We start from the raw sequence: 18,269 nt of genomic DNA, 5'->3' as shown, positions 1-18,269 counted from the left end.
CCACAACGGTATGCTAAGAACAAAAATGCCGTTCACTCTTAAGTGAACGGCATTAATGCATGTGCATCGGTTTTTTGTTTAACGAGACTCAAGTTATTGAATCAATCGAACTCATTAAGCGTTCGCTTGTTCCAGATCTTGTTGCTTGTCTTTCTTACCCAATAGGCGGCTTGTGATCGTACCGGCTGTCATTGCACCAGATACGTTAAGCGCCGTACGTGCCATATCGATAAGTGGCTCGATAGAGATAAGCAGTGCTGCGATAGTTACAGGAAGACCCATAGCTGGAAGTACGATAAGCGCCGCGAACGTTGCACCGCCACCTACGCCAGCAATACCGAATGAGCTCACTGTGATAATAGCAATCAGAGATAGAATGAAGTTGATGTCCATTGGGTCGATGCCAACTGTAGGCGCAACCATGACTGCTAGCATTGCAGGGTAGATACCCGCACAACCGTTTTGACCAATCGTCGCACCGAAAGAGGCAGACAGGTTAGCAATCGCTGGTGGCACGTTTAGCTTAGTGATTTGAGCTTCAACGTTCAGTGGAATTGTTGCTGCAGAACTACGAGACGTGAAAGCGAACGTCAGTACAGGCCAGATCTTTTGGAAGTACTCTTTCGGGTTTACACCAACAAAAGAAACCAACACACCGTGAACGACAAACATTAGGATGATTGCTACGTAAGAAGCAACGATGAAACCGAGTAGGCTTAGGATGTCTGACGCACTCGATGTTGCGACTACTTTCGCCATTAACGCAGCGATGCCGTATGGCGTGAGTGCCATGATCATCTTAACTAAGCGCATAACGATAGATTGTGCAGCGTCAACGAAAGTACGGATCGGTGATTCTAGCTCTTCTTTCTCAGCCATTACTTTACGAGCAGCAATACCTGTTAGCACGCCGAAGATAACTACAGCGATGATAGACGTAGAGCGAGCACCGGTTAGATCTGCAAACGGATTGGTCGGAATGAAACTAACCAGCATTTGTGGAATGGTTAGGTCTGAAACACTTCCCATGCGGCTTTCTAGTGTTGCAATACGGGCTGTTTCACGCGCGCCCTCTGTTAAGCCTTCAGCCGAAAGACCGAATGCTTGAGCCACTGCAATACCAACAATTGCAGAGATCGCTGTTGTTGCGAGTAATACTGAAATAGTGATACCAGAAATCTTGCCCAGTGAACCGCCTTTTTCAAGCTTCACTACAGCCGCAATCATTGAAACCAAGACTAATGGCATGATTACCATTTTAAGCAATCCAACGTAACCACGACCAACGATGTTTACCCAGTCTAGTGTCTCTTTGATGATGGGATTGCCTTCACCAAATAGCAGCTGTAGACCAAGGCCAAATGCACTACCAAAAACTAAACCGAGTAAAACGAGGCGAGAAAGTGTGTTTTCTTTTTTCTGCTGTCCGTAGAGAAAAAAGAGGATACCAGTGAATACCACTAAGGCAGCGATAGCTGAAAATGACATTTGTTTTCCTTATGAATAACTCTAAATCAATTAGGCACCTAGATGTATAGGTGTCAGTACTGCTGCTAAAATAACGTTCTGTTACAAAACGTAAAATAAGGAAAAGTAATTTATTAGAACGATTAGTAATATTCACTCAATGGTATGGGTGGATATTCAACATTGTGATGAATAGGTGAGCTTTTTAGCGATATTTTGCCAATAAATTGAGCATGTCACTTGACGAGTAAATTTCGGTATTTTTGAAATTATTTTCGAATAATCGTAACAACATTGCCTTCGCGACGTCTTCCGCTTGAATAGGGCGTAGGTTTTTGAACTGACCAAACATAAAGGGAGAGACTAAAGGAAAGATGCTTTGCAGGAGTTTTTCATCGGCTCTTGGTTCATCACGTTCACCAACCAGCGGCCCCGGACGTGCGATGAAAAGCTGCTTGAAGCCAATACGTTTTAAGTTTTGCTCCATTTGCCCTTTGCAACGAAGGTAGTGTGAATAAGAATCTGGCGAAGCCCCATAGCTCGAAACGACGGCAACGCGTTGTACCCCAAGAAACTTCATCGACTGTGCAACCTGGCTAACCAATTCAACATCGACTTTGCGAAGTGCTTCTTTTGATCCTGCCTTTTTCTTAGTCGTACCTAAGCAGATAACGCCAAGTTTAGGCGTCGCATTCGTATCATCCCAACTCGTGACTTGCAGGTCATTATGAATGAGTGTGTGGAGTTTATTGGAGTCAAACTGTGCATTGAGGGATCTGCGGGATAACGCATAGATATTGTCGACCGCGGGTTCATCAATGAGTTGCCTCATCACATGATGACCAATTAGCCCTGTTGCACCAGCCACAACAACCGATGTTTTGTCTCCAGCAATGCTCATTTTAATCCCTTATTAACTCCACAAGTGCTTGTTTAATATAAACAGTGTTTGAATTTTAAGCGAATAAAAGTTTGTTAAACGAGTGGTCAGTAGTATGTGGGGAGTCGCCTGTTTATGGAAAAAGAGATGATTTAGTTTGGCTCGACGCATAAGTACGGTCTGAAGCATAAGTACGATATGAAACATAATGGCGGTGGGAAAGATAAATGCGGTTTGAAACTTAAGTTAGGCGTTAAACATAACAAAGCCCGCTGGGCGACGGGCTTTGTTACTTTTCTTGCTTCTTACTAGGTAAAGGACAGTGGGATTTTCCTTACCTTTTTGCTAGCTTTCTTACTTGATTTATTTGGTTTTCTTTTACTTGAATTTGGAATCATTACACCTCCTAAATCGTTGTTCTGTTTTGTCTTTCAATCGATTGTCTTTCTTCGTGTAGCGTCAGTGTTGTGGGCATTCACTGTATGGGTACTTATCAATGGAGAGATTAATAAGTAATTTAGATAAGGCATAAACGATGCCAAAATGTAAGTTATTGATAAATCTATTATCAGTATTATTTGTGTTTTAGGGTTCGTCAATTTGACTGTCAATCTGAGAAAAAACCAGTGTGATCTGTTTAAATTAAGTACACTCTCTGCGGTTTCTGCCACATAGCCATAGATACAGCCTTGCTTAACACGTAAACTGAGTCGTAATTCACATAGACCAAGGACGTGCTATGAACCTCAAGCTTGATACTCTTGCTCCCACTCAGATTTATCACCTGATGACACAAACCGTTGTTCCTCGCCCGATTGCGTGGGCATTGACGGAATCTTCTGACCAAGAGTACAACCTCGCGCCTTTCTCTTATTTTCACGCCTGTTTCTAGTAATCCGCCGTTACTGATGTTATCGGTTGGGAAGAAGCCGTCCGGCGAAATCAAAGATACCACTCGTAATGCCCTAGAAACGGGTAAGCTAGTGATTCACATTGCTTCTTCAAGTTCTGCCGAAACCATGACGGCGACAGCAGCTACCCTTGAACATGGTGATTCGGAAGTCACCGCGAATAACATTGATCTGGTTGAATTTGAAGGCTTCTCTTTACCGAGATTGAAAGAGTGCGCGGTCGCTTTTGGCTGCACCTTATACGAAGTAAAAGAAGTTGGAGAGGTGCCACAAAGCCTTATCTTTGCTCAAGTCGAAACCGTGTACATTTCCGAAGATGTGATCGATAAAGAGAGTGAACGTCTTAAGGTTAATGCGTTGGCATTGGACCCTTTGTCTCGCCTTGGTGGCGGTGAATACGCGACGCTTTCCAATGTGTTTTCTGTCGCACGCCCTAAGTAGCAGTCCCTAAATTAACGTACCCAGAATAAGCGTTTTTAAAAACTATGTTAGATACCCAATACTCGCAGTACATCCAACACCGAATTGACCAAAAAACCAAGCCGCTCGGTGCGCTTGGCTTACTAGAAAAAGTCGCTCATCAATTGGCATTGATTCAGAGCCAAGGCAAAGAAGCTGCGGTCGAACACATTGAATTAAATAAGCCACGTATCATCATTTTTGCTGGCGACCATGGCATAGCAGATGAAGGTGTGAGTATTGCTCCAAGTGCCGTCACACAGCAGATGGTGTTGAACTTCTTAAGCGGTGGCGCGGCGATCAATTGCTTCTGTGCGGTGAATAATATCGATATCACGGTAGTCGACACGGGGATATTGTTGCCTGTGGAATCAGACAGTGACATGTTGATCTCTCAGCGCTTGGGTACGCGAACCAATAACTTTGCCAATGAAGCGGCAATGAGTTTAGAAACGGTGGAACGCGGGATTGAACTGGGCACTGAGCTTGTCTCTAGAACCATTTCGAATGGCACCAATATCATCATGTTTGGTGAAATGGGTATCGGAAATACCAGCAGCGCATCAGCGATCTTAAGTGCATTAGCGAATCGTGCTGCAGCGGAGTGTGTTGGCCTAGGCACTGGCATCAACAATGAACAGCTTGCACGTAAAGTGGCTGTGGTTGAGCAAGGTGTCGCGCGTTGCAAAGATTTAGATGCGAAAGAAGTTAAAGAGCTTACAGATCTTAAAGATATTAAAGAAGTACTCGCACAAGTCGGTGGCTATGAAATCGTTCAAATGGTCGGTGGCTTCCTTGGCGCTTACCAAAACAGAACACCAGTGTTGGTCGATGGCTTTATCGTGTCGGTTGCGGCGTATGTCGCGACTTTAATTGAACCAAACTGCCGAGACTATATGATCTTCGCACATCGCTCTGAAGAGTCGGGGCACAAAATTCTTTTAGAACTGCTCGACGCTGAGCCACTGCTCGATCTTGGATTGAGATTAGGTGAAGGCACAGGTGCTGCGCTAGCTATGCCAATCATTCGTGCGGCAGCCGAGTTCTATAACAATATGGCGAGCTTCGAAAGTGCTGGAGTCACGGTTTAATGAGTGATGTACCAGAAAGATCGTTGAAAGATCGAGTCACCCATCAGTGGGAGCTGTTTGCACTGGCGATGGGTTTCTTTTCTCGCTTGCCAATGCCGAAGAATATGCCCTATTCATCAGAGCGAATGAATCGTTCGGGTCGTTACTTTTCAACGGTTGGTTTGTTGCTAGGTGCTCTATGTGGCGGTGTGTTTTTGCTACTTGATGCGGTACTGCCGAGTGCAGTAGCGATTTTCTTGATGATGAGTTTTAGCCTGATGCTCACTGGCGCATTCCATGAAGATGGTTTGACTGATATGGCCGATGGCATTGGTGGCGGCATGACCCTAGAACGCCGTTTGACCATCATGAAAGACAGTCGAATCGGTACTTATGGTGCGTCTGCTCTGATTATGGCTCTGCTTGGCAAGTGGGTGCTGTTGAATGAACTCATAAGCATGACGGGACTGTTTATGGTAATCGTGACCAGTTATACCTTTAGCCGCGCGATTGCTGCATCGCTAATTTACGACATGCCTTATGTCAGTGATTTAGATACCAGTAAAAGTAAACCATTGGCCAACAAGCAAACCAAAGGCGAACTTGTCTTCTTGTTGCTGGTAGGCGTGCTGCCTAGCCTGTGGTTTGGTCTTGAATTCGCTTTGGTTTTATCTGTCGTCGCCTATCTGTTCAGAACAGGTTTTAAAACGTGGTTAACGGCTCGAATTGGCGGCTTTACTGGGGACTGCTTGGGTGCGGCTCAACAGTTAATGGAGTTGCTGACTTACCTTGTATTCATTACTGCATTTTACAATGGCTTTCTATAACGGCTTCCTATGACCAACACGAATGAAACTATTCAAGCTAATCAAATTAATCAAGCAAGTCAGCGAAACAGCCATTTGGTATTGGGCGGGGCTCGTTCTGGTAAGTCTAGTTTTGCAGAGCAACAAGCATTATGTGCGCTTGAAGCATGTTCAAATGGACGCCTCAATTATATTGCGACAGCGACATATCTTGATGATGAAATGCGAGAACGAATCGCGCACCATCAACAACGTCGTGGCGAGCAGTGGATTGAGCATGAAGTACCCGTCGAATTAGCCGAAAAACTGCAGTCTTTTGAGAAAGAAGATGTGGTATTGATTGATTGCCTAACCTTGTGGTTGAACAACATCATCTTTGAACTGGGTGATGACGCAACTAATGAACAGGTTGAAGCCGTGGTTGAAGTATTGGTCAAAAGCGTCGAGCAAAGTCCGGCGCAAATTATCATGGTCTCTAACGAAGTCGGTTTAGGTGTGGTGCCGCTGGGTAAAGTGTCTCGCTTGTTTGTGGACAATGCAGGACGAATGAACCAAGCGCTAGCTCGCGTCGTTGAGCGCGTCACGCTGGTTGCTGCCGGATTGCCGCTGCACTTAAAACCATCTAATCACTTGCTTGATATTCAAGGCTAGGTCGCACACATGGTCAATGGAACAACCAAAAACATCTATTTGTTAAGACATGGCAAAGTCGAAGGAAAAGCTGCGCTCAATGGTTTATCTGATGTGCTGGTCAACTCTGATCTTCAAGAACAGATATGTGAGGCACTAACTACACAAGACATTACCTTTGATAGCGTGGTTAGCTCTCCACTAAGACGATGTGGTGATCTCGCGAGCTTGTTTGCAGAGCGTATGTCTGTGCCTTTATCAGTTGCATCGGGTTTTCAGGAAATGAACTTCGGTGAAGTAGATGGTGTCCCATTTGATGAACTTGAAGACAAGTGGGGAATGTTAGAAACCTTTTGGAAAGACCCTGCTAATCATCAATTAACTGGCGCAGAAAGTTTACAGAGCTTCCACGACAGAGTAACTCAAGCTTGGTCGCAACTTTTGAATGATTCAAGTGACAACATATTGTTGGTTACTCATGGTGGTGTGATTCGCATACTGCTAGCGCACTGCCTTAATATTGATTGGAAAAACCCGAGTTTGTACTCGAAGTTATCGATAGAAAACGCATCGATAACGCATATTCAAATCACTCAGTTTGCGCAGAGCTTTATCAGCGTTAAATCGATAGGGATACCTGTTCTCTGAGTGTTCAAAAAACACAGTTTAAGAATTAACAATCTTTTAGATCTGTAAATAGAAACAGAAATATAAATAGAAGTATAAAGCGGCGTTCACAGCCGCTATACCTGATTGGTATTACTACCTACGTGAAAGGAATTTAGTCATGACAACACCAAGTTGGGATCTAAGCATTGCTTATAGCGATCTTAATGATGCAAAAATCGAACAGGACATTGAACTCATTCAGCAGTGCATTGAGCTGTTGAACCTACACGTTGAAAAGCGTCATATCATTCTAGCGATGCAAAACGCGATTCAGACTTCAGAAGCGGCAGGCACGTTACTGAGTACAATCAACACCTTCGCTAATTGCCACGCATCGGTCGACGCGACACACACAGAAGCGAAAGCATTGCTTGGTCGTGTAGCGAAGCTGAACTCTGAAATGTCTCAAGCGTTCAGCCCTTACGAAGATACGCTAATTCACGCAGAACCAGAATTTATTGATGCAGTATTAGAGCATGATAGTGCGGACGTAGCAGGGCAGCGCTTTGCGATTGAAAGCTCTCGTAAGTTATCAAGCAGCCGACTCAGTGTTGCTGAAGAGCAGTTATTGGCAGCGATGAAGGTTGATGGTCGTGACGGATGGGGTCGTTTATACGATAACCTAACCGGATCTTTAAAACTGTCGCTAAAGCTGGACGGTGAAGAGGAAGCCCTAGGCTTTTCACAAGCCGCGAGCCTGTTGTACGGCAGCGAATTCGACAAACAAGAACCAGCATGGCGCGCGGTTCAAGGTGCGATGAAAACGCACCAAGAGTCTTTTGCTTCGATTCTAAATGCATTGGCGGGTTGGCGACTGACTGAAAACAAAAAGCGTTCGAAGAATAGCGATGTGCATTTCCTAGATCCAAGCCTACACGGCAGCCGCATTGTGCCAGAAACGCTAGACACCATGATGTCGGTAGCGAAAGCTAATCGAGCTGTTGGTCAGAAAGCAGGTTTGTTAATGGCAAGAGTTCATGGCTTAGATGAAATGAAGCCATGGAACCACTTAGCTGCGATGCCGCCGCTTGGTGACGCTGAATCTAAGGTTTATCCATTTGATGAAGCGATTGAAGTGATCAAAACTGCCTTCGCTGAAGTGAACCCAGAGATGGCTGACTTCGTTGCTTTGATGGTTGAGAATGGTTGGATTGATGCCGCACCAGCAGCCAACAAGCGTTTAGGTGCTTACTGTACTAAGTTTGCCGCGACACGCACACCGCTTGTATTCATGACGTGGAGTGGCAGCCGCTCTGACTTAATGACATTGGCACACGAGCTAGGCCATGCGTTCCACAACTGGGTAATGAAAGACATGCCGTTGTGTCAAACACGCTACCCAATGACGCTAGCAGAAACCGCTTCTATCTTTGCTGAAAACATCGTTCGTGATCACTTGTTAACGCAAGCTCAAACACGTAACGAGAAACTTGAGATGTTATGGGAAGAGTTGTCTTCTTCACTCGCTTTAATGGTGAACATTCCAGTGCGTTTCGAATTCGAAAAAGCCTTCTACGAGCAGCGTGAAAAAGGCGAGCTAACGGCTCAGCAGCTGTGTGACTTGATGGAAACGACTTGGAAAGAGTGGTATGGCGATGCAATGACAGAAGCTGACCCTTACTTCTGGGCGAGCAAACTGCATTTCAGCATCTCTCAAGTAAGCTTCTACAACTACCCATACTTGTTCGGTTACCTGTTCAGTAAAGGTGTTTACGCTCAGCGCGATGCGAAAGGTGAGCAATTCTACGGCGATTACGTTTCGTTGCTTCGTGATACGGGCAGCATGATGGCGGAAGAAGTCGTTCAAAAGCACTTAGGAATGGACCTGACTCAAGCTGATTTTTGGCAACAAAGCATCGACATGGTCAAAGTTCAAATCGATGAATTTGAAAGATTGCTCGATCAGGAAGATTAATTGATCTCAATCTGTTCATAGCAGGTAAGAGCTGTGTTAGCTTACGTGGCTCTTATCTTGCTGGCATAACCTGAGATAAGCCGAAACAACCAAAAGTCTCTTTAAATAGAGAAAGTTATTTGGAACAGATGTCGGTTAGTAAAGTCAGCAGGTAATATAAAAATATATGGGTAGTATTTGTGAGTGATAACGGAGTTTCTGTTGATAAGTGCGATCCTAGCAACACAATTTCTATGTACAATTTATTAACATACGGCCGTGCAATTAAGGAGTAGCGCATGACGAAGACCCTCTTTCGCCAATCATTTCTTTTTGACAGCCTAGATCTTGAGCAAGAAGTGTTTGCAGGACAGACCGTACTGAGTAACGGTGTTCAAATTAAGCTTCATCAACGCGGTGTCTTGGAAGTGATTCCCGCGGATTTTAATTCTGAAACCAAGAACATCATTTTTTCAACCGGTGTTCATGGCGACGAAACTTCACCAATGGAGCTGATCGATAAGCTCATTGAGGATATTGAAACAGGTTTCCAAGTAGTAAACGCGAGATGCTTGTTTATCATAGCTCACCCAGAAGCCACTAACGCGCATACTCGTTTTCTTGATGTGAACATGAATCGTCTGTTTGATGAAAAGCAGTACGAGAGCAATCGAGAAGTGGATATCGCGAAGAACTTGAAGTTCTTGGTGACTGAGTTTTACAAAGAAACGGAACCTGTCACTCGTTGGCATCTAGATTTGCACTGTGCAATCCGTTTATCTAAGCATTACTCGTTTGCAGTGAGCCCTAAAGTTCGCCACGAAGTACGCAGTAAAGAGCTGTTTGATTTCATTAACAGTGCGCACGTGGAAGCAGTGTTGTTGTCAAATGCGCCAACCAGTACATTCAGTTGGTACAGTGCTGAAAACTTCGAAGCGCAAGCACTGACAATGGAACTAGGGCAGGTCGCGAGAATTGGTGAGAACCAACTTGATAAGCTAACGGCTTTTGACTTGGCGATGCGTAACTTGATTGCTGAAGTTGAGCCAGAGCATTTACCTAAGCGAACCATCACTTATCGCGTGAGCAGAACCATTGTTCGTTTACATGATGACTTCGATTTCATGTTCTCAGATTCTGTAGAGAACTTTACCGCGTTCAAGCACGGTGAAGTATTCGGTCATGATGGTGATAAACCGTTAATGGCTAAGAATGAAAACGAAGCGGTGGTGTTCCCTAATCGTAATGTTGCTATCGGTCAACGAGCAGCCTTAATGGTGTGTGAAGTTGAAACGCGATTCGACCATGGTCAGCTTGTGTACGATTAATATCGACTCGGGTTTAAACGACGAAAACAACCGCTCAACTGGTTGAAATATCAAGGTTCACATTACGGTGTGAGCCTTGAGTTTATTTGGGGATACAGGTAAGGTTACGCGAACATTTTCAAAGTAGCTTGATATGGATTTCCAACAACTTCTTCACCAAAAACAGCGCAAATGGACTAGAGCCATTTATCTGATGGCAGCACTGCTTGTCGCGCTGAGTGCGATTTACCTAATGGTTGGCGATCTTTTCATTTCCCCTCTGGGCACATTGTCCACGTTAGAACAAAAACTACTGATTGATTTACGCTTACCTCGACTATTGGCGGCTATTGCTATCGGGGCAGGGTTAGCCGTATCTGGCGCAAGTTTACAAGTCTTATTGGGTAACGTATTAGCAGAGCCCGGTGTGCTCGGCATTTCTGGTGGTGCAAGTTTGGCGATGGTTATCGTGCTGTTCTTCTTGCCGTTTGCTCCCACACCAGAACTGTTCATGATTGCCGCCGTTTTAGGCTCGCTCTGTTTCACCGTGATACTGGTGAGCATGGTAAAAACGATGCGACTCACCACGGCTAAATTACTGCTAGTGGGTGTCGCGTTAGGCATTCTTTCTGGCGCGATGGTGACATGGGCGTTCTATTTTAGTGATGACTTAAGTCTACGCTTATTGATGTATTGGCTGATGGGCAGCTTAGGTGGCGTCACTTGGTATCAACACTCGCTCACGTTGGTGATGATCCCCGTGATTATTTGGCTGTGCCTGCAAGGTAGTAAGCTAGATAAGTTAATGATTGGCGAAACGCATGCCGCACAGTTAGGCGTAAACGTACCGAGATTGCGCTGGCGTCTAATTTTCGCCGTGTCTATTTTAGTCGGCTGCGCGGTAGCTTTAGGTGGCGTGATCAGCTTTGTTGGCTTGGTTGTGCCACACTTATTGCGTTTAGCGATTGGTACTGATAACAAATACCTTCTTCCTTTGTCTGCCGTTGCTGGCGCTGCGTTGTTGGTGTTTGCTGATATCTGTGCAAGAACCTTATTAGATTCCGCAGAGCTACCTTTGGGTGTGATGACCACCAGTATCGGTGCGCCTATCTTCATTTGGATGTTAATTAAAAATCATGATTCAAATTAAGAGCCTGAGCGTTGGCGCTCGTTTATTACCACTATCATTTGAGCTCAAGCAAGGGCAGGTGACTCACGTTATCGGCCCGAATGGCAGCGGTAAAAGTACCTTACTCGAATCGATATCTGGCATTGGTGATGGTTACAAAGGTGATATCAAGATCGACGGGCAGGATTTGTCGGAGCTGTCTTTACAAGATTTATCATTGCATCGTGCTTACTTGTGCCAAAGCGCAAGGCCAGCCTTCAACTTAGAAGTGTTCCAATATCTTGCATTGTCACTGCCAAGCTCCTCACACGGCCTTGATGCTGAAATCAACGCAGCTTTGGAAGAAATCAGCCAGATGCTAGACATTGCAGACAAACTTCATCGCTCAATTCAGACACTGTCTGGTGGTGAATGGCAACGCGTACGTTTGGCGGGAATGTGCCTGCAAATTTGGCCGACACTTAACCCATACGCGAAGCTGCTGATCCTCGACGAACCCGCAGCTCCGTTGGATATTGCTCAAGAAGCCTTGTTGTACAAGCTCATTGAACGAGTGGCAGAGAAGGGCATCGCTGTGATCATGGCTAACCATGATTTGAACAGAACACTAAGACACGCAGACCAAGTGTTGTTGCTCGATAAAGGTGTACTTCAAGCATCAGGCTCAGCTTATCAAGTGCTTACCCCTGAGCAGCTAGAGTCCGTGTTCAACACCGAAGTCAAAAGTATCTCAGTCGACAATCAGACCTATCTTTTGTTTGGTTAAAAGACTAATTAGTTAAGCTGCTCATTGGGTTTAAGGCGAGTTAGTAAAGGAAGCAAATATGTTTAGATACATCCAAAGAAGAAGAATCAAAAAGGCGATTAAGTCATTGTCTGCAAAGATGGTGAAGAGCTACGGAAGCCGTGATTTCTTCTCTATTGGGCAGGTTGAAACAAGTTCTCGTGAGTTGAGTAAACGCCAACAACAGATTGCTTTAGCCTTGTTTGCGGATCCACAAGATCTTGCTGTTGAATTAGCTCCAACTATTCAGTTGCTGCGTAATGATGTGTCTAATGACTTCTTTGGCGGAGAAGACTACACAGCGCGAGATGTACTTAATCTATTGGGTGGCGGCGGTTGGAAGGGCGGTCGTATGGACGATGACATGTCACATCGCATGGGCATGCATAGCCGTTATTAAATATCTTCTTACTACCTAACGCCTTTATATCCCCAAAGCGGCTTAATCATAAAGCCGCTTTTTTATTCATTCCGAATAATGTTCCCTCAATCAACATAGAATACTGAAACGTCATAATTCAAAGCAACATCATCTATCTACAACGCATTTGTTTGAGTTGTGTGATGCTGATTCCTATCAATATAAAACCCGCTGTTATTGATAAAATTGACGTATATATTTTTCGTTGTTCTTTAAGTCAGAAACTATAAACCTTCGAATTACAGTGCTGGTTGGTTAGTAACCAATTGGTTTTGTGTTTAGGGTAAAATAATAGAGAGTGGGAAAGTGACAACAATAAATAATAATATTCTAAAAATAGCAGTGGGTATGGCTATGCTATCGAGTGTGCCGTCAGTGGCAAATGCTCATGGTTGGTCTGAGTTTCCAAGCGCGCGTCAGAACACGTGTTACGAGCAAGGCGGGATTTGGTCGGGTACACCACCTAATGCTGCGTGTGCTCAAGCAAAAGACATTTCGGGTTCATACCCGTTTGTTCAACGTAACGAGTACGCGAAAAATATCCAAGATTTCAACAACATCAATGCTGTAAAAGCGGCGATTCCTGACGGCACGTTATGTTATGCCAACGATTCGCAAAAACGCGGCATGGGTGCGCCTCATACTGGTTGGACTCGTACCGAGCTAAATACTGGTACGTTTGAATATGTATTCAATGCGACAGCGCCACACAACCCTTCTTTCTGGGAGTTCTACCTAACGAAACCAAACGCGGACCTAAGCAAAGGCCTAGCGTGGGGAGACTTAGATCTTATCCAAGAAGAGGGTAACGTTCCGGTTAATGGCGGCAAGTACCGCATTAATGTCACTATTCCTTCAGACCGTTCTGGCGATGCGATTCTATTCGTTCGTTGGCAACGTGATGATGCTGCGGGCGAAGGCTTCTACAACTGTTCAGACATCACTATCGCGGGTGGCACAACCCCTCCACCAGAGCCGGGTCCAGAGCCTGATCTAGTGCGTGGTGACCTGTTTGTTTCTGACCAGTTTGGCACGCCAGAAATTGGTGATACGGTTAAATACGACATCATCAACAAGTACGGTGAAGTAGCGCGTAGCTTCACCATCGTCATCGACGCTTCAAACGTTAACGATTGGGCTCGTTTGTTGGCTTCAGAAATTAACGGCTGGCATGAAGAGTTTAAAGACGGCGCGATCTTCATTGGTGATTGGCACGCTGAAATGCAGCACTACATGTACTTCCAAAACGATCCTTCACGTAACTTCTTCAACTCAAAAGATAGCCGTGCTTCTGGTCAGTTAACGTTGATTGATGGTGGCGACGGTGGTGTTGAACCATTGAAAGGTGACATCTACGAGCTAGTGAAGAGTGACAATGTAGTCAATGCTGGCGATAAGGTTGTGATTGCAACAAGCGAAGCCGCGACATTGACTCAAACTCAAGGTTCTTCAGTAAGCATCCAAAATAACGGCACGGCTTCTATCGTAGTTGATACCACTGGCATCACTGCAAACGAAACTTTATCGTTTATGGCTAGCTCGATTGAAAGCGACAGTGTTGAAACCTTCACTTTTGAAGTAATTGCCGATGACGGTGGCGTGACACCAGACCCAGATCCAACGCCGGATCCTGATCCGACTCCTGACCCAGACCCTACGCCAGATCCAGGTACGTGGGACTCATCAGCGACTTACCTTGGTGGCGAAGTCGTGACTTACTCGAACCAGTCATGGAAAGCACAATGGTGGGTTCAAGGTGGTACTAACCCTAAAGCGACTTACGAAAATGACAAATGGGGCGTTTGGCGTCCAGCCAACTAATCTTAACTATTGTTAGTTAATTAGCCTTGCAATAATAACCAAGACACCACATTTTTTGACGAGTGTGGTGTCTTTTTTAGCGTCTGCATTTGCGGTTTTGAATGTCATCAGCCTAGAAAAAGTGATTCAGGAACGGAGTCTTAATCACTCAGCACGGCTCTATAAGAAGATGAGAGTTATATAGAAAACAAGAGCTATATAACGTTTTGTAATGTGTTGACGAATTATTTCAGAATAAGGTTTTCTTTAATCTCATCGTTAAGATACCCCTGATCAAAATCTGGTGTCATAAATTCGACGGAGGAGGAGTCTAGATAGCTGGTTTCTAGATAACTCGGCTCTAGATAATGGGGGTCTAAGTGATCAGCACTTACGTAGGTGGGAATCGCAGAAAACAAAACGATACTGATCGCTGCAGCGATATTAATGGCTTTGTTGCGTTGAGGAGTCATTTTCATAGTAGTGCCCTCGAAAGGTGGGCAAATCCATCTGCCTATGAGAATTGAATCTGAGATGTTTAGAAGTCGTAAGACAAACCAAGCGTAATGATATTGTCGTTGTCGATCGGGCCCATCGATTGGCCGTTCAAGTAAAGGTCACCTTCGTTGGTGTTGAAATAGGTGTATTTCACGTAGGGTGTCCAGTCGTCGATGCTCTTAGAGAGAACGACTTCGTGTTCATTGGTACGGTAGTCGCCTTGATGAAAGATTACGTTGTCATCGTTGTGGGTAAACCCGCCATTGGATCCATCACTGTTTTCGTGAGTGTATTGATAAGCTAAATCCCAGCCTGCGAGTGAGTACCCCGCACCGGCGATGAACTTATTGGTGTTGATCGTGGTGTCGCTTACATTCTCGAGTACTTGCCCTGACTGGTTATATCCCAATCCACTGAATACATTGAAGTTGTCGTTCACTTGATAATCGATAATACCTTCGATTAATAACTCTTCACCGTTGTCCCATTTACCAAGTTCACCGTATAAGTTGAACGTGAAAGATTCGCTGATGTGAAAATCGTGCCCGTAACCCGCTGCCAACCAACCCTGGTCATCAAAACCTATATAGACTTGTCCATTTTCTGAGGTATCGATTAATGCGCCAGCTTCTGTGGTGTAGACACCGTTATCAGCAGCATTAGAGGCAACGTTTTGTTCGATGTAAACTTGAGTCGAAGTCGCAAACGCTGCGCTGCTGAGTAACGTAAGTGGTAGAGCAATAAGGTTAAGCTTTTTCATGGATTCTCCAGTGTCGTTCTATTGAATTAACTTGCTGGAGAGTATGTGATTAAATTGAATTTATATTAATAGGGCTAACTTTAGTTAAAACCTCAGTTTCATTTATGTTTTCTTAATGCCGACTTGATTGCTTCGCGGGTTTTGATGTGTTGTTCGTCGTTAGCGTAACGGCGGTGATAGAGCATCCGAAACGTGATCGGTCTTAATTTGATGGGGATAGGGTGAACGCGTAAGCCAAGCGCCGGTGCGAGCATTTCTGCAAAAGAACGAGTAGAAGCGGCAATATAATCCGTCGTGCTCGCCAAAATCAGCATGCTTGAAATTGAGCTGGTTTCAATTCTGACTTTTCTCGGCTCGATATCGCTCTCTGATAAAAACTCGACTGTGTTCATGTTGGCGCGTTTGATCTTGAGTGCAATATGTTCCTCTTGGAAATACTCCTCTTTACTCAGTGTCTCACCAATTCGAGGGTGGTTAATTCGAGTCAGACACACGGGTTCCTCATCGACGATGGTTTCTTCAATCAATGAGTGTTTCTTACTCGAAAGTACATCAATGACGATATCCACTTTTTGTGCAGTAAGCGCATCAAACAGTTCTTCCTCTTCGAGCGGCGCTTCCGTAAAGTTTACGCCTTCAACCTGGCTAACGAAATGAAGCAAGCTCTCTGTGCAATAGACTTTAAGGTCATTCTTTTGCTGCTCAACCGTTCCAATGATGTTCAATGGGTCTTCTATCTTGTTAGCGAGTGATACCGCAGCTCCAGTGGGCGCGATACCTCGTCCTTCTCTCACAAATAAAGCTTTGCCCACGACCCCTTCGAGTCTCTTAATAGCCGCGCTTACCGCGGGTTGAGAAATATCGAGCTGCTCTGATGCCACGGTGATAGAGCTGTGTTTGTAAACGGCCAAAAATGTCGTCAGTAGATTAAGGTCCAAATTCAGTTCCCTCTATTCTTATTGCCACTCATCCAAATCATGGTGGAGTCGTTATTAACTCATAAATGAAATGGAGGTTTTAAGTAAAGTTTACACTATATATCAAGGTTCTGTTTATTAATAAACTTGTTTGCATCGGAGTGAGGAAGGAACTTCATTCATTTACTAAATACTCAGACCGATAGGTGAAACTATGAGAACTTTCGCAAAATTATCAATCATCTCTACAGCAATGATCATCACGACAACCGCTTTTGCTGCTGACCCAATGATGCAATACAACACCAAGCAGACTAACTCTGATATTCAAAAACTCGAGAAATTTGAATATCACGAGGGTGAAACCCTTGAAGAGTATCTGAGCACTCAACCTAAGGGGAACTTGTACTCTTCAGAAGAAGAAGTGCTTTCTGTGTTAATGGGCGGTGTAAACAATGGTGACTATCGCAAAGAAACCAATTCAGGTTGGAAAGAAGGCCTGATGTTTGAGGGCATTGCACCTTATGGAGATCACATGGTGTCGGGCGCCAACTGGTTCCCACGAACTGAAGAAGTTCAACCGGATGAAATGCGTGTCACGTTCATGGGGACATCACCAATGATTCGCCCGGGGCAGGCAAACACCTCGATATACGTCGAATTGGGTAACGGCTCTAACTTTGTCTTTGATTTAGGTGAAGGATCAATTGCGAACTACGTAGCGGCGGGTGTCGCGATGAATGAACTCGACCATATCTTCATTACTCACTTACACGTAGACCATTACGGCTCGTTACCTTACCTGTATCAATTTGGTGGTTGGAATGGTCGCTGGGAAAAGCCGCTTAACATTTATGGCCCGAGTGGTGCGACTCCAGAATATGGCACTCGTCATATGATTGAAGGCATGCAGCAAATGTTGAACTGGCACACCGATGCATTTGATGTGTTCCCATCAGGCAACGACATAGTGGTACACGAGTTTGATTTCCGCGACGACGGTGGCGTTATCTATGACCAAGACAATGTGGAAGTGATTCACTGGCGACGCAGTCACGCAAAAGATGGCGCGTCTGGTTACCGCTTGAATTGGACTCAAGATGACGGTCGAGTGCTTTCATTTGTTTGGACAGGAGACGGTCGCCCAACCGAGTTGGATTTGAAATACGCAAAAGGTGCAGACTTGTTCATTACTGAGCTGCAAACCGAAACGTTCGGTGTGTCTTCGATTATTCAAGGTGTGCCGCCATTCTTAGCACGTTACACCGTTGATACTCACCATACACCAGCGTACGCGGCGGGTTATGTGGCGAATGAAGTACAACCGCGCTTGTTCATGACAACGCACATGACATTCGACCCATATCTCAATGAGGAAACCGTTGCAGAGGTTCGACACCATTGGCAAGGGCCTTACCACTTCGGTGCGCCAGATGGCATTGTCGTTAACATGACTAAAGATAATGCGTGGGTTCGTGAAGGTATTTTACCTGATTTCCCGAATGCGCGAGCGCCACAATTTGATATGGCAGATGGGTCTGACTTTAGAATCCCGCTGCCGAAAAACAGCCGTGAAGACATACAAGAACAAGAGATTCGTGATTTAGAGTTGGATCCAAAACTGTACTACCCAGAAGGCTACCACCCAGAGCTGTTAACTGAGTGGCCAGTCGACCGTGACATCGTGATCCCAGCTGAACAAGTACCAGAAGCAATGAAGCAAGGTATGAACACCAAGCAAGAATACATGGATAGAGTGCGTGCTCACCACAATCTTGAGCGCAAGTCGGTAAGTCGTCCAACTGAGCCTGGTGAAGGAGCAGGAACCGACAACAAATAGGGTATTTGTAGTGAGGGCTGATATTGC

16 protein-coding genes and 1 pseudogene are annotated in these 18,269 nt (G+C 45.0%); 12 read left to right on the top strand and 5 right to left on the bottom strand.

The window, feature by feature from the left end:
* Nucleotides 1–114: 114 nt before the first annotated feature.
* Both AB6D06_RS13790 and AB6D06_RS13785 read right to left on the bottom strand, forming a co-directional pair.
* Complete coding sequence (locus AB6D06_RS13790) at nt 115–1,488, bottom strand: L-cystine transporter (RefSeq protein ID WP_372100480.1); 1,374 nt, start codon at nt 1,486–1,488, stop codon at nt 115–117.
* Between the two features lie 184 nt (nt 1,489–1,672).
* Complete coding sequence (locus tag AB6D06_RS13785; protein ID WP_372100478.1) at nt 1,673–2,368, bottom strand: NAD-dependent epimerase/dehydratase family protein; 696 nt, start codon at nt 2,366–2,368, stop codon at nt 1,673–1,675.
* 718 nt (nt 2,369–3,086) lie between these two features.
* On the opposite strand from AB6D06_RS13785, the pseudogene AB6D06_RS13780 reads away from it, so the two are divergent.
* The 11 genes and pseudogenes from AB6D06_RS13780 (at nt 3,087) to AB6D06_RS13730 (ending at nt 14,248) form a co-directional block, all read left to right on the top strand.
* Nucleotides 3,087–3,699 (top strand): annotated as a pseudogene (locus AB6D06_RS13780) (flavin reductase family protein).
* 44 nt (nt 3,700–3,743) lie between these two features.
* Complete coding sequence (gene cobT, locus AB6D06_RS13775; RefSeq protein ID WP_372100476.1) at nt 3,744–4,808, top strand: nicotinate-nucleotide--dimethylbenzimidazole phosphoribosyltransferase; 1,065 nt, start codon at nt 3,744–3,746, stop codon at nt 4,806–4,808.
* Complete coding sequence (locus tag AB6D06_RS13770; protein WP_102393877.1) at nt 4,808–5,614, top strand: adenosylcobinamide-GDP ribazoletransferase; 807 nt, start codon at nt 4,808–4,810, stop codon at nt 5,612–5,614. Before cobT ends, AB6D06_RS13770 begins: the two co-directional genes overlap by 1 nt.
* Nucleotides 5,615–5,623: 9 nt before the next feature.
* Nucleotides 5,624–6,244, top strand: a complete 621-nt coding sequence (gene cobU / locus AB6D06_RS13765; protein ID WP_017059154.1) for a bifunctional adenosylcobinamide kinase/adenosylcobinamide-phosphate guanylyltransferase — start codon at nt 5,624–5,626, stop codon at nt 6,242–6,244.
* A gap of 9 nt (nt 6,245–6,253) precedes the next feature.
* On the top strand, nt 6,254–6,871 hold the full coding sequence (gene cobC, locus AB6D06_RS13760; RefSeq protein ID WP_017059155.1) for an alpha-ribazole phosphatase family protein: 618 nt from the start codon (nt 6,254–6,256) through the stop codon (nt 6,869–6,871).
* Between the two features lie 139 nt (nt 6,872–7,010).
* Nucleotides 7,011–8,807 (top strand): M3 family oligoendopeptidase, encoded by a 1,797-nt coding sequence (locus AB6D06_RS13755; protein ID WP_372100471.1) that lies wholly within the window; start codon nt 7,011–7,013, stop codon nt 8,805–8,807.
* Between the two features lie 278 nt (nt 8,808–9,085).
* Nucleotides 9,086–10,114: a succinylglutamate desuccinylase gene (locus tag AB6D06_RS13750; protein ID WP_372100469.1), complete on the top strand. Its 1,029-nt coding sequence runs from the start codon at nt 9,086–9,088 to the stop codon at nt 10,112–10,114.
* A 133-nt stretch (nt 10,115–10,247) separates the two neighbouring features.
* Nucleotides 10,248–11,243, top strand: coding sequence for a vitamin B12 ABC transporter permease BtuC (btuC, locus tag AB6D06_RS13745; protein WP_017096955.1), 996 nt, complete (start codon nt 10,248–10,250; stop codon nt 11,241–11,243).
* Nucleotides 11,230–11,988 (top strand): vitamin B12 ABC transporter ATP-binding protein BtuD, encoded by a 759-nt coding sequence (gene btuD / locus AB6D06_RS13740; RefSeq protein WP_372100467.1) that lies wholly within the window; start codon nt 11,230–11,232, stop codon nt 11,986–11,988. The genes btuC and btuD overlap by 14 nt, the downstream gene beginning before the upstream one ends.
* Nucleotides 11,989–12,046: 58 nt before the next feature.
* The gene (locus AB6D06_RS13735) at nt 12,047–12,406 is read left to right on the top strand and encodes a DUF6559 family protein (protein WP_372100465.1); all 360 of its coding nucleotides are present in this window, start codon (nt 12,047–12,049) and stop codon (nt 12,404–12,406) included.
* A 375-nt stretch (nt 12,407–12,781) separates the two neighbouring features.
* Entirely contained in the window at nt 12,782–14,248 is a 1,467-nt protein-coding gene (locus AB6D06_RS13730; RefSeq protein ID WP_372058528.1) for a lytic polysaccharide monooxygenase, read from the top strand.
* Nucleotides 14,249–14,472: 224 nt separating this feature from the next.
* Here AB6D06_RS13730 and AB6D06_RS13725 read toward each other — a convergent pair whose 3' ends face one another.
* The 3 genes from AB6D06_RS13725 to AB6D06_RS13715 form a co-directional block, all read right to left on the bottom strand.
* Complete coding sequence (locus AB6D06_RS13725) at nt 14,473–14,706, bottom strand: hypothetical protein (RefSeq protein WP_171733535.1); 234 nt, start codon at nt 14,704–14,706, stop codon at nt 14,473–14,475.
* 59 nt (nt 14,707–14,765) lie between these two features.
* A complete protein-coding gene (locus AB6D06_RS13720) occupies nt 14,766–15,485 on the bottom strand; it encodes a hypothetical protein (RefSeq protein ID WP_372079384.1) in 720 nt (239 codons plus the stop codon).
* A 98-nt stretch (nt 15,486–15,583) separates the two neighbouring features.
* Complete coding sequence (locus AB6D06_RS13715) at nt 15,584–16,423, bottom strand: LysR family transcriptional regulator (protein WP_372110539.1); 840 nt, start codon at nt 16,421–16,423, stop codon at nt 15,584–15,586.
* Between the two features lie 193 nt (nt 16,424–16,616).
* Between AB6D06_RS13715 and gntH the strand changes: the two genes are divergently transcribed.
* Complete coding sequence (gene gntH / locus AB6D06_RS13710) at nt 16,617–18,242, top strand: guanitoxin biosynthesis MBL fold metallo-hydrolase GntH (RefSeq protein WP_017068281.1); 1,626 nt, start codon at nt 16,617–16,619, stop codon at nt 18,240–18,242.
* Nucleotides 18,243–18,269: the final 27 nt, after the last annotated feature.

This window comes from Vibrio sp. 10N.239.311.G01, assembly GCF_041465805.1.
In the GTDB taxonomy this organism is placed as follows: domain Bacteria; phylum Pseudomonadota; class Gammaproteobacteria; order Enterobacterales; family Vibrionaceae; genus Vibrio; species Vibrio crassostreae_C.
This window is presented reverse-complemented; position numbering and strand designations above follow the sequence as displayed.

Excerpts from the sequence above, each read along its gene's own strand:
- AB6D06_RS13790 (WP_372100480.1), bottom strand. The coding sequence starts at position 1,488 with ATGTCATTTTCAGCTATCGCTGCCTTAGTGGTATTCACTGGTATCCTC.
- AB6D06_RS13785 (WP_372100478.1), bottom strand. The coding sequence starts at position 2,368 with ATGAGCATTGCTGGAGACAAAACATCGGTTGTTGTGGCTGGTGCAACA.
- cobT (WP_372100476.1), top strand. The coding sequence starts at position 3,744 with ATGTTAGATACCCAATACTCGCAGTACATCCAACACCGAATTGACCAA.
- AB6D06_RS13770 (WP_102393877.1), top strand. The coding sequence starts at position 4,808 with ATGAGTGATGTACCAGAAAGATCGTTGAAAGATCGAGTCACCCATCAG.
- cobU (WP_017059154.1), top strand. The coding sequence starts at position 5,624 with ATGACCAACACGAATGAAACTATTCAAGCTAATCAAATTAATCAAGCA.
- cobC (WP_017059155.1), top strand. The coding sequence starts at position 6,254 with ATGGTCAATGGAACAACCAAAAACATCTATTTGTTAAGACATGGCAAA.
- AB6D06_RS13755 (WP_372100471.1), top strand. The coding sequence starts at position 7,011 with ATGACAACACCAAGTTGGGATCTAAGCATTGCTTATAGCGATCTTAAT.
- AB6D06_RS13750 (WP_372100469.1), top strand. The coding sequence starts at position 9,086 with ATGACGAAGACCCTCTTTCGCCAATCATTTCTTTTTGACAGCCTAGAT.
- btuC (WP_017096955.1), top strand. The coding sequence starts at position 10,248 with ATGGATTTCCAACAACTTCTTCACCAAAAACAGCGCAAATGGACTAGA.
- btuD (WP_372100467.1), top strand. The coding sequence starts at position 11,230 with ATGATTCAAATTAAGAGCCTGAGCGTTGGCGCTCGTTTATTACCACTA.
- AB6D06_RS13735 (WP_372100465.1), top strand. The coding sequence starts at position 12,047 with ATGTTTAGATACATCCAAAGAAGAAGAATCAAAAAGGCGATTAAGTCA.
- AB6D06_RS13730 (WP_372058528.1), top strand. The coding sequence starts at position 12,782 with ATGCTATCGAGTGTGCCGTCAGTGGCAAATGCTCATGGTTGGTCTGAG.
- AB6D06_RS13725 (WP_171733535.1), bottom strand. The coding sequence starts at position 14,706 with ATGAAAATGACTCCTCAACGCAACAAAGCCATTAATATCGCTGCAGCG.
- AB6D06_RS13720 (WP_372079384.1), bottom strand. The coding sequence starts at position 15,485 with ATGAAAAAGCTTAACCTTATTGCTCTACCACTTACGTTACTCAGCAGC.
- gntH (WP_017068281.1), top strand. The coding sequence starts at position 16,617 with ATGAGAACTTTCGCAAAATTATCAATCATCTCTACAGCAATGATCATC.